At 73.7% G+C, this 9,790-nt stretch carries 7 protein-coding genes; 3 read left to right on the top strand and 4 right to left on the bottom strand.

The features are described 5' to 3' along the window. Positions 1 to 155: 155 nt before the first annotated feature. Positions 156 to 1,262, bottom strand: a complete 1,107-nt coding sequence (locus UO65_RS00150) for an XdhC family protein (RefSeq protein ID WP_035277559.1) — start codon at positions 1,260 to 1,262, stop codon at positions 156 to 158. A 467-nt stretch (positions 1,263 to 1,729) separates the two neighbouring features. On the opposite strand from UO65_RS00150, the gene UO65_RS00145 reads away from it, so the two are divergent. Beyond that, complete coding sequence (locus UO65_RS00145; protein WP_052020283.1) at positions 1,730 to 2,407, top strand: Crp/Fnr family transcriptional regulator; 678 nt, start codon at positions 1,730 to 1,732, stop codon at positions 2,405 to 2,407. Between the two features lie 40 nt (positions 2,408 to 2,447). On the opposite strand, the gene UO65_RS00140 is transcribed toward UO65_RS00145, so the two are convergent. After that, positions 2,448 to 2,753 (bottom strand): PadR family transcriptional regulator, encoded by a 306-nt coding sequence (locus UO65_RS00140; RefSeq protein ID WP_035277552.1) that lies wholly within the window; start codon positions 2,751 to 2,753, stop codon positions 2,448 to 2,450. 257 nt (positions 2,754 to 3,010) lie between these two features. Between UO65_RS00140 and UO65_RS00135 the strand changes: the two genes are divergently transcribed. Both UO65_RS00135 and UO65_RS00130 read left to right on the top strand, forming a co-directional pair. Then, on the top strand, positions 3,011 to 6,895 hold the full coding sequence (locus UO65_RS00135; protein WP_035277551.1) for a Pls/PosA family non-ribosomal peptide synthetase: 3,885 nt from the start codon (positions 3,011 to 3,013) through the stop codon (positions 6,893 to 6,895). Positions 6,896 to 6,907: 12 nt separating this feature from the next. After that, positions 6,908 to 8,224, top strand: coding sequence for a M1 family metallopeptidase (locus UO65_RS00130; protein WP_035277550.1), 1,317 nt, complete (start codon positions 6,908 to 6,910; stop codon positions 8,222 to 8,224). Between the two features lie 393 nt (positions 8,225 to 8,617). Here the strand turns inward: UO65_RS00130 and UO65_RS00125 are convergent, their stop codons facing one another. Next, positions 8,618 to 9,094 carry a carboxypeptidase-like regulatory domain-containing protein gene (locus UO65_RS00125; protein ID WP_052020287.1) on the bottom strand — a complete coding sequence of 159 codons (477 nt, stop codon included), beginning with the start codon at positions 9,092 to 9,094 and terminating at the stop codon, positions 8,618 to 8,620. Positions 9,095 to 9,099: 5 nt separating this feature from the next. Further along, a complete protein-coding gene (locus UO65_RS00120; RefSeq protein WP_035277553.1) occupies positions 9,100 to 9,699 on the bottom strand; it encodes an RNA polymerase sigma factor in 600 nt (199 codons plus the stop codon). Between the last annotated feature and the right edge of the window lie 91 nt (positions 9,700 to 9,790).

Raw genomic sequence — 9,790 nt, 5'->3', positions numbered from 1 at the left:
CGCCATAGGGGCCCCGGCCAAACACATCCACCCAGCCGGGCACCCCAACCAAACGACCGGGCCCTAAAAACGGCGCGCGGCGAAGCACATCCACCAAACCGGGCCAAAAACCACAGACACGGCGAAGCAGATCAGCCATAGATCCCCAGCACCACCTACCCGTGGATTCGCCCAGACCCCTCGGTCAGCCGTTCCCCACCCCGCCCCCACCGCAACGCGATGATCTCCGCCGCGATCGACACCGCGGTCTCCTCCGGCGTCCGCGCCCCCAGGTCCAACCCGATCGGCGAAGCCAACGCCGACAGCTCCACCTCACTCACCCCCGCGGCGCGCAGCCGCGCCATCCGGTCCTCGTGCGTGCGCCGAGACCCCATGGCCCCCACGTAGCCGAGCCCCCCGCGCAGCGCCACCTCCAACACCGGCACGTCGAACTTCGGGTCGTGCGTCAGCACGGTGACGACCGTCCGCCCGTCCACCCGTCCCGCCGCCGATTCCGCGGCGAGGTACCGGTGCGGCCAATCCACCACGACTTCGTGCGCCCCGGGAAAGCGCGATGCGGTCGCGAAAACCGGCCGCGCATCGCACACCGTCACCCGGTATCCGAGGTAGGCCCCCATCCGCGCCATCGCAGCGGCGAAGTCGATCGCCCCGAACACCAGGAGCCGGGGCGGCGGCTCGAACGAACTGACGAAGACCGACAGCCCCTCCCCCCGCCGCTCCCCGTCCACCCCGTAGTGCAGCGTCGCGTTCCGCCCGGACGCCAGCAGCCCCCGCGCGTCGTCCACGACAGCGGCGTCGATGCGGGCGTTCCCCGTGCCCCCCACGTGGTCCCCCGCCCGCACGACGATCCGCCGTCCGGTGAGCGCCGGATGAGCGACCACCGTGGCCACCGCCACCGGCTCCCCCGCCCGCACCGACTCCACCACCGCGGGCAACTCCGGGTAGCCGACCGGGTCCACCCGCTCGACGAAGATGTCGATGATCCCCCCGCAGGTCAGCCCCACGGCGAACGCGTCGTCGTCGCTGACGCCGTAGCGCTGCAGCACCGGCCTGCCGGTCTCCAGCACCTCCCGCCCCGACTCGTAGACCGCGCCCTCGACGCACCCCCCGGACACGCTGCCCGCGACGCTCCCGTCCTCGGCCACCAGCATCGCCGCCCCGGCCGCCCGGGGCGCCGACGAGAAGGTCGCCACCACTGTCGCCAGCGCCACCGCCCGCCCCCCGGCGTGGTGGCGCACCAGTTCCTCCAGCACGTCCCGCACGCGCACCTCCCTCGGCCACCAGCCAAGCACCACCCCACCACCGAACGCCAGCACCCCACAGCACTCCCGCGTGGACAGGGGTCCGCGGCCGCCCCGTCCCCGTGGGCGCCTCAGCCGCCGAGGGCGGCGAGCCAACCGAGCACGGTCAGGATGAAGTGCGGTTCCATCGCGAAACCTCCTCCCGGTACTTCCCGAACGCCGGGGGAATCCTTTCCCGGCGCCGACCTCCGTGGCCGTGCCGGAAGATTCACACGGACCGGAAAGGAGTTCCGCGTACGATGACTCACAACGCGGAACAACCCGCGGAACCACTTCCCCCACCGACCCCGCCCGTGCGCCGGGTGTTGTGACGGCGGGGTCGCGATGGTGCGCACGGCGTCGCGCCGGTCGGCGGGGGCGGGCGGGTGCCTACCATCGGACCGGCGTCGGTCAACCCGGGGCAACGGCCGGTCAGGTGGGGGTTCCGCGTGGACATCCGGGAAGCGAACGAGGGCACCTTCTGGGCCCTGCTGGACCCCGAGCAGCGCGGCTGGGTGCGCGCCGCCGCCACCGCCCGGCGCTTCGAGCCCGGTGACGTGCTCATCCGGGAGGGTGACCGCGGCGACTGGGTCCTCGTGCTGGCCTCGGGGCGGGTCAAGGTCGTGGCGGCGGGTCCGGCGGGGCACGCGGCGGTGCTGGCCGTGCGCGGTCCCGGGGACATCCTCGGGGAGATGGCGGCCCTGGACGGCAGTCCCCGGTCGGCGACGGTGACCGCGGTGGAGCCGGTGGTGGGCCTGCACGTCCCCGGGGGGCGCTTCAGCGCCCTCCTGGTGGACCACCCGGCGGTCGCGGCGATCCTGCTGCGCATCGTCACCAGCAGGCTCCGCTACGCCAACCAGCGCCGCATGGACCACGCCGACGCGGGCACCGCCCGCAGGCTGGCGGCCCTCCTCCTGGAGCTGCACGACCGCTACGGCCGCCGCGCACCCGATGGCGTCACCATCACCCTCCGGGTCACCCAGAGCGACCTGGCGGGCCTCATCTCCGCCTCCCGCGAGGCGGTGACCAGGGCCCTGCGGCCCCTCCGCGACCGGGGTGTCCTCACCACCGGCAGGCAGCGCCTGGTCATCCACGACGTGGAAGCCCTCCGCCGCGCCGCCCGGTGACCCCTCGCGGAGCCCCCCGCCGAGCGCCCCGGGGTGGCCGCTACTCGGGGGTCACGTCCGCGACCAGGTCCGCCAGCACGGCCCGGCAGTCGGCGAGGGCGCGGCGGCCCTTCTTCGTCGTCCGGTAGCGGCGGACCCGCCTGCCGTCGAGCACCTCCGTGCGCGACTTGAGCAGCCCGGCCTCCTGCAGGCGGTGCAGCAGCGGGTACAGCGTCCCCGGTGACACGCGGTGGCCCGCATCGGCCAGGTGGGTGGTGAGGACGGCGCCGTGGAGTTCGTCCTGGGCCGCCAGGTGCAGGACGCGCAGGCGCAGCGCCCCGTTGCGGAAGTCTTGGACCACATCCATCGGCCGAGGATATCAGTTCCCGATATCGGGATGCGAAACCAGCGGACTTCCATGCCAGCAAACATGATTCTTTCCGATATCGGAAAGCGATACCAGGAATCGCTTGCACGAAAGGGGCGTTACACGTAACTCACACGTGTGAAACATGACACGAAGACCCCCACCGGAGCGGCCGGACGTCGGTGACCAGGGGTAACGTGCATCGGGCAACGCACCGCAAGCCCTGGTCCGAAAAGGTGAGAAATGCGAACGAAGCGATGACGGTCATGGATTCCCCGCCGTCCTTGCTCCACGCTCCCGACCCGCTCGCCGAGGCCGCCGCGCGCGGCCTGGCCGTCTTCCGGGCAGGCCCGGAGAGCGCCCCGCGCACCCTCCTCGACGTCCTCGCCGCCACCGCCGCCCGGCACCCCGACGCCGACGCGGTGGACGACGGCACCACGGTCCTGACCTACCGGGCGCTGCTGGCCGAGGTCGACTCGGTCAAGGCCGACCTGCGCGCCGCGGGCATCGGCCTCGGCGACCGGGTCGGCGTGCGCGTGCCCTCGGGCACCGTCGACCTCTACGTCGGCGTCCTGGGCGTGCTGGCCGCGGGCGCCGCCTACGTGCCGGTCGACTTCGACGACCCCGACGAGCGGGCCGAGCTGGTGTTCGGCGAGGCCGCCGTCACCGCCGTCCTCGGCGCCGGGCGCACCATCACCACCCGCGCGAGCAGCGGGAACGCCCCCGGCAGGCCGACGCCGGACCACGACGCGTGGATCATCTTCACCTCCGGGTCGACCGGGAAGCCCAAGGGCGTTGCGGTCAGCCACCGCAGCGCCGCCGCGTTCGTCGACGCCGAGGCCGAGCTGTTCCTCGCCGACGAGCCGATCGGCCCGGACGACCGGGTGCTGGCCGGGCTGTCGGTGGCCTTCGACGCCTCCTGCGAGGAGATGTGGCTGGCCTGGCGCCACGGCGCCTGCCTGGTCGCCGCGCCGCGGGCGCTGGTCCGCACCGGGGTCGACCTGGGCCCGTGGCTCGTCGAGCGCGAGATCACCGTCGTGTCGACCGTGCCGACGCTGGCCGCGCTGTGGCCCGCGGAGGCGCTGGCCGAGGTGCGGCTGCTGATCTTCGGCGGCGAGGCCTGCCCGCCCGAGCTGGCCGCCCGGCTGGCCGTGCCGGGCCGCGAGCTGTGGAACACCTACGGCCCCACCGAGGCGACCGTGGTGGCCACCGCCGCCCGGCTGACCGGCGCGGGCCCGGTGCGCATCGGCCTGCCGCTGGACGGCTGGGAGCTGGCCGTGGTCGACGAGGCGGGTGAGCTGGTGCCGATGGGGGCCAGCGGCCAGCTCGTCATCGGCGGCGCGGGCCTGGCCCGCTACCTCGACCCGGCCAAGGACGCGGAGAAGTTCGCCCCGCTGCCCGCGCTGTCCTGGGACCGCGCCTACCGCAGCGGCGACCTGGTCACCGCCGACCCCGAGGGCCTGCTGTTCCTCGGCCGCGGCGACGAGCAGGTCAAGCTGGGCGGGCGCCGGATCGAACTCGGCGAGGTCGACGCCGCCCTGCAGGCCCTGCCGGACGTGGCGGGCGCCGCCGCGGCGGTGCGCACCACCGCCGCGGGCAACCAGCTCCTGGTCGGCTACCTGGTGCCGAAGCCGGGGTTCGACGCCAGGGCCGCCGTGGAGCAACTGCGCGCCGCGCTGCCCGCCGCCCTGGTGCCGCTGCTGGCCGAGGTCGACACGCTGCCCACCCGCACCTCCGGCAAGGTCGACCGCAACGCCCTGCCGTGGCCGCTGGACCTCGACACCACCGAGGTCGACGCCGCCGCGCTGACCGGCACCCAGACCTGGCTGGCCGGGCTGTGGCGCGACATCCTGGGCGTGCCGGTCGGCAGCCCGGACGCCGACTTCTTCCAGCACGGCGGTGGCAGCCTGACCGCCGCGCAGCTCGTCTCCCGCATCCGCGCGGAGTACCCGAGCATCGCCGTCAGCGACCTGTACCAGAACCCGACGCTGGGTGAGCTGGCCGAACTGGTCGACGCCGCCGCCGCGAGCGTGCAGAGCGACCGCGTGATTGCCCCGATGCCGCGCAAGGCGCAGGTCGTGCAGGCCCTGGCGACCGTCCCGATGCTGACCCTGGTCGGCGCGCGCTGGGCCGTCACCGTGGCCGCGCTGAGCAACGTCCTGGCGCTGACCGGTGCGCTGACCTGGGCGCCGACGACGTCCTGGTGGCTGGTCGCGGTCGGCTGGCTGCTGTTCCTGAGCCCGATGGGCCGGATGGCGCTGGCCGCGGGCACCGCCCGGGTCCTGCTGCGCGGGGTCACCCCCGGCGACTACCCGCGCGGTGGCGGCGTCCACCTGCGGCTGTGGGCCGCGGAGCGGGTGGTCGACCTGACCGGTGCCACGAACCTCGCGGGCGCCCCCTGGATGACCCACTACGCCCGCGCGCTCGGCGCCAAGATCGGCGACGACGTCGACCTGCACTCGCTGCCCCCGGTCACCGGCCTGCTCAAGCTGGGCCGGGGAGCGGCCGTGGAGCCCGAGGTGGACCTGTCCGGGCACTGGCTCGACGGCGACGTCCTGCGCATCGGCCGGATCAAGGTCGGCGCCGGTGCCACCGTCGGCTCGCGCAGCACGCTGTTCCCCGGCGCCCGGGTCGGCAAGCGCGCCGCAGTCGCGCCCGGCTCCGGGGTGCTGGGCGCGGTCCCGGCCGGGGAGCGGTGGGGCGGGTCGCCCGCCAGCCGCACCGGCAAGGCACCGCACCGGGTGGTGCGGCCGCCGCGGCGGCGCCGCTGGGTCGCGGTGTACGCGGCCACGTCGTTCGCGCTGAGCCTGTTCCCGGTGCTCGCGGCCGTCCCGGCGCTGCTGGTGCTCGGCGCGTTCGCCGCCGGGTCGGCGGACCTGCCCGCCGCCCTGGGTTCCGCGCTGCTCGGCGTGCCCGCGGCCACGGTCACCTGGCTGGTGGCGTACGCGCTGCTGGTGCTGGTGTCGGTGCGCGCGCTGTCGATCGGGCTGCGGGCGGGGCTGCACCCGGTGCACAGCCGGGTCGCGTGGCAGGCGTGGGCCACCGAGCGGATCATGGGGCTGGCCCGGGTCGGGCTGTTCCCCCTGTACGCGAGCCTGGCGACGCCGGTGTGGCTGCGCGCCCTGGGCATGAAGGTCGGCCGCCGGGTCGAGGCGTCGACGGTGCTGGCGCTGCCCAGCATGACCACCGTGGGCGACGGCGCGTTCCTCGCCGACGACACCATGATCGGCACCTACGAGCTGGGCGGCGGCTGGCTGCGGATCGAACCGGCCAAGGTCGGCAAGCGCGCGTTCCTGGGCAACTCGGGGATGACCGCGCCGGGCCGCTCGGTGCCCAACCGCGGCCTGGTCGGGGTGCTGTCCTCCACGCCGAAGAAGGCCAAGGCGGGGTCGTCCTACCTGGGCATGCCGCCGATGAAGCTGCCCCGCACGGTCGAGACCGGTGACGAGAGCACCACCTTCGACCCGCCGAAGCGGCTGATGGTGGCCCGCGCCCTGGTCGAGCTGTGCCGGGTGGTCCCGGTGATGGCGTCGGCGGCGCTGGCGGTGCTCGCCGCGGCCGGGTTCCTCTGGCTCGGCCCGTGGCTGGGGCTGGCCCTGGGCGGGGTGCTGCTGCTCGGTGCGGGTGTGGCCGCGTGCGCGGTGTCGGTGGCGGCGAAATGGCTGCTGGTCGGCCGGTTCCGCGCGGTGGAACGTCCACTGTGGAGTTCGTTCGTGTGGCGCACCGAGCTGGCGGACGCGTTCGTGGAGGTGCTGGCGGTGCCGTGGTCCGTCCCGGCCACCCAGGGCACCCCGCTGCTGTCGGTGTGGCTGCGGGCGATGGGTGCCCGGATCGGTCGCGGCGCGTGGGTGGAGACGTACTGGCTGCCCGAGTCGGACCTGGTCCACATCGGCGACGGGGCCACGGTCAACCGCGGCTGCGTCGTGCAGACCCACCTGTTCCACGACCGGATCATGAGCATGGCCCCGGTGACCCTGGGCGCGGGCGCCACCCTCGGCCCGCACGGCATCACGCTGCCCGGCGCGGCCGTCGGCGAACGCACCACGGTCGGCCCGGCGTCGCTGGTGATGCGCGGCGAGTCGGTGCCCGCCGGGACGCGCTGGTTGGGCAACCCGATCTCGGCGTGGCCCGCCGGTCGCTGATTGAATGGGGGCATGAAGGCAGGGGAGCCGGGGGCCAGCACCTCCCACGACGCGTACCTGCCGCAGAACGGCAACGGCGGCTATCGGGTCAGCCACTACGACCTGGAGCTGGACTACCGGGTCGGGCCGGGCAGGCTGTCCGGCCGGGCCCGGATCTCGGCGGTGTCCACGCAGGCGCTGTCCAGGCTGAGCCTCGACTTCCGCGGCCTGCGCACCGCCCGGGTCACCGTGGACGGCAGGGCGGCCCGCTACGTCCAGCGCGGGGCGAAGCTGCACGTCACCCCGGCCCGCCCGGTGCAGGCCGGGGTGGCGTTCGTGGTGGAGGTCCGCTACCTGGGTTCGCCAACCCCGGTGCCCAGCCGGTGGGGTGAGATCGGCTGGGACTACCTCGACGACGGCGTGGTGGTCGCCAGCCAACCCGTCGGCGCCCCGTCCTGGTTCCCGTGCAACGACCACCCGTCGGACAAGGCCACCTACCGGCTGTCGGTCACCACCGCGTCGGCGTACCTGGTGGAGGCGACCGGGCAACTGGCGTCCCTGCGCTCGGCGGCCAGCACCAGCACCTGGGAGTACGTGCTCGCGGCGCCGACCCCGACGTACCTGGTGGGTGTCCAAATCGGACGCTACGGCGCGTTCGCGGTGAATTCCCCGGTGCCCCAGCGCTTCGCCGCCCCCACGCGGATCACCTCGGCCGCCCGGCACGACTTCGGCCGCCAGGGCCGGATGATCGAGGAGTTCTCCCGCCTCTTCGGCCCCTACCCGTTCCCCGGCTACACGGTCGTCATCGCCGACGCGGAACTGGACGCCCCGGTGGAAGCCCAGTCGCTGTCGGTCTTCGGCACCAACCACGTCGACGGCAGGCGCGGGTCGGAACACCTGGTCGCCCACGAACTGGCCCACCAGTGGTTCGGCAACAGCCTCACCGTCGCCGAGTGGAAGCACATCTGGCTCAACGAGGGCTTCGCCACCTACGCCGAGTGGCTGTGGTCGGCCGCCGCCGACGGCGTCCCGGTCGACACCCACGCCCGCCGGGCCTGGCGCACCCTCGCCGCCCAACCCCAGGACCTCGTCCTCGCCGACCCCACCACCGAAAACCTCTTCGACGACCGCGTCTACCTCCGCGGCGCCCTCACCCTCCACGCCCTCAGGTCCACCCTGGGCGACCCGGCCTTCTTCACCCTGCTCAAGACCTGGACCACCACCCACCACCACAGCACGGTGACCACCGACGCCTTCATCGCCCTGGCCGAGACCCACGCCTCCGGCCCGCTGACGGCGCTCTTCACCCGCTGGCTGTACCGCACGGCCCTCCCCGCCCTCCCCGCCTGACCGGGGCCAGCGAGCACAACCCGCCCACAGCCGACACCACTGCGACGCATGTGAACTCGCGCTTCGAGCAAGTCGGCGAGTTCAGCCGAAATGAACAGCACTCTCGCTCAGGAGTGCTCAGCATTGACGGGGAAGGACAACCGCCCTTGGTGGTGACAACAAAGCCGTTGTCGCAGGCGATACCGTGAGACCACCGCGAGAGGGCATCCACCGGCTTGGCACAGCCGCCCAAGACCGGTCGGTGGGCATGATGAGCCAGATCAGTCGTCTTCCAATGCCCGCAGTTCGTTGAATGCCGCCAGTTGGCGTTGCCTGCGGGCGTGTTGTTCGCGCAGCATGTCAACTGTGCGCAGGCGGGTGCGCGAACCGACTTTGCGCGAGGGGGAGAAGCGGTCAGAGGTCGACGGTCGGGGTGACCACGGTGCGCGGTTTGCCGCCGTGCATCCGGACGCGGATCTGGGTGGTGCCCCGGGGGACCTCGGTGAGCACGAACCGGCCGCCCTCGTCCGCGACGGTCTTGGCCGTGTCGTGGTCGGCGACGCGGACCTCGACGCCGTGCTCGCCCGCCGGGACGAGCCAGCCGTCGATGCGCTGGCGCTCCCCGGTGCGGGTCACGTTGACCATGACCGTGAGGTCGCCGACGAAGAAGGTCATGGTGCCGGTGCCGCCGCCGCGGACGCCCGCGAGGGCGCGCTGGTCAGCCCAGCGGGCGGCCTCCAGCTCGACCTCGGCGTCGATGTCCTCGATGGCGAGGGCGAACTGTGAGCGCTCGACCAGGCCCTCGGGCACCGGGTCGAGCTCGTCCATGAGCCGGGCGACCTCGCCCATCCAGTAGTCGTGCTCGGCGGGTTCCATCTCGTGTCCGTCCATGGTCCTCATCTGCCACCCTCCCCATCTTCGTACAGGTCGCGCAGGTTCTGCAGGCACCGGCCGCGGGTCGGGCCGATGCTGCCGCGCGGCATCTCCATCGCCTCGGCGACGACCTGGTAGTTCGCGCGGCCCTGCAGCACGGTCAGCCGCAGCAGTTCCTGGCAGCGCGCGGGCAGCCGGTGGAACGCGCTCCACAGCCGGTGGTCCCGCTCGTCGCGCAGGACCTCCGCCTCGGGCATCGGTTCGGTGCTGTGCACGTGCTCGGCGGCCTCCTGCGGGAGGTCGCCCTGGGCGGTGCCGCGCCTGCGGGTGCGCACCGCCTCGCGCTTGGTCGTGATCACCAGCCAGCCGACGAGCGCCTTGGGCTCGGCGACCTTGTCGAGGTTGCGCAGCAGCGCCAGCCACACCGTCTGCACCACGTCCTCGGCGGCGGTGCGGTCGAGGCCGACGCCGCGCGAGATGTGCCACACCAGCGGGGACAGCTCCGCCACGATCACGTCGAGGGCGGACTTGTCGCCCGCTCTGGCCGCGAGCACGCACGCCGCGTGGCGATCGGCGCCCTGCAGGCCCTCCCATGGCGGATTGGTCCCTACCGTGCGGATCACCGCTTCCACCCCACTCTTCGTCGTCCGGGGTCGTTCTCCCTGGTGGTGCCCGGTGCACCGGGCCGGGCGGGCGGGCCGCGCCCCCGCGCGG

Origin of the sequence: Actinokineospora spheciospongiae (genome assembly GCF_000564855.1) — a bacterium.
Lineage (GTDB): Bacteria > Actinomycetota > Actinomycetes > Mycobacteriales > Pseudonocardiaceae > Actinokineospora > Actinokineospora spheciospongiae.
Note: the sequence above shows the minus strand (reverse complement) of the source record. Positions and strands in the feature narration are given on the sequence as shown.

What these genes read in the sequence shown, in the direction of transcription:
- UO65_RS00140 (WP_035277552.1), bottom strand. Translation starts at nt 2,753, where the DNA reads ATGGATGTGGTCCAAGACTTCCGCAACGGGGCGCTGCGCCTGCGCGTC.
- UO65_RS00135 (WP_035277551.1), top strand. Translation starts at nt 3,011, where the DNA reads ATGACGGTCATGGATTCCCCGCCGTCCTTGCTCCACGCTCCCGACCCG.
- UO65_RS00130 (WP_035277550.1), top strand. Translation starts at nt 6,908, where the DNA reads ATGAAGGCAGGGGAGCCGGGGGCCAGCACCTCCCACGACGCGTACCTG.
- UO65_RS00125 (WP_052020287.1), bottom strand. Translation starts at nt 9,094, where the DNA reads ATGGACGGACACGAGATGGAACCCGCCGAGCACGACTACTGGATGGGC.